This window comes from Tenacibaculum sp. MEBiC06402 (assembly GCF_049239625.1).
Lineage (GTDB): Bacteria > Bacteroidota > Bacteroidia > Flavobacteriales > Flavobacteriaceae > Polaribacter.
This window is the reverse complement of record NZ_JBMKKT010000054.1, coordinates 1-343: the sequence shown is the minus strand read 5'-3', so window position 1 is coordinate 343 and position 343 is coordinate 1. Positions and strand designations below refer to the sequence as shown.

Below are 343 nucleotides of genomic sequence, written 5' to 3'. Positions count from 1 at the left end.
TTAGTTGAACCTACTGTTTTAGAGTTGAGTTTATCATCTGATTATGTGTTATGTGGAACTGGAAATGACTGGACAATCAATAGCACGGTTTCTGGAGGAACAGCACCTTATGTTTATTTATGGAATACAGGAGCAAATACTGCAGATTTAACTGATGTTGTTGCAGGAACATATGAGGTTACTGTAGTTGATGCAAATGGCTGTAGAGCAGAGAGAACAGTTACGTTAACAGCGCCTGCTGTTTTAGAATTATCGAATGAAGAAGTTGTTAATTTAAGTGGCTTTGAATTATCAAATGGTTCTATCAAAGTTGAAGTTGTTGGAGGAACACCGAATTATACTT

1 protein-coding gene is annotated in these 343 nt (G+C 36.4%); it reads left to right on the top strand.

Annotated elements, in window-relative coordinates:
- The coding region (locus ACOSP6_RS00445; protein WP_422095677.1) for a SprB repeat-containing protein at positions 1–343 on the top strand (343 nt) is incomplete at both ends.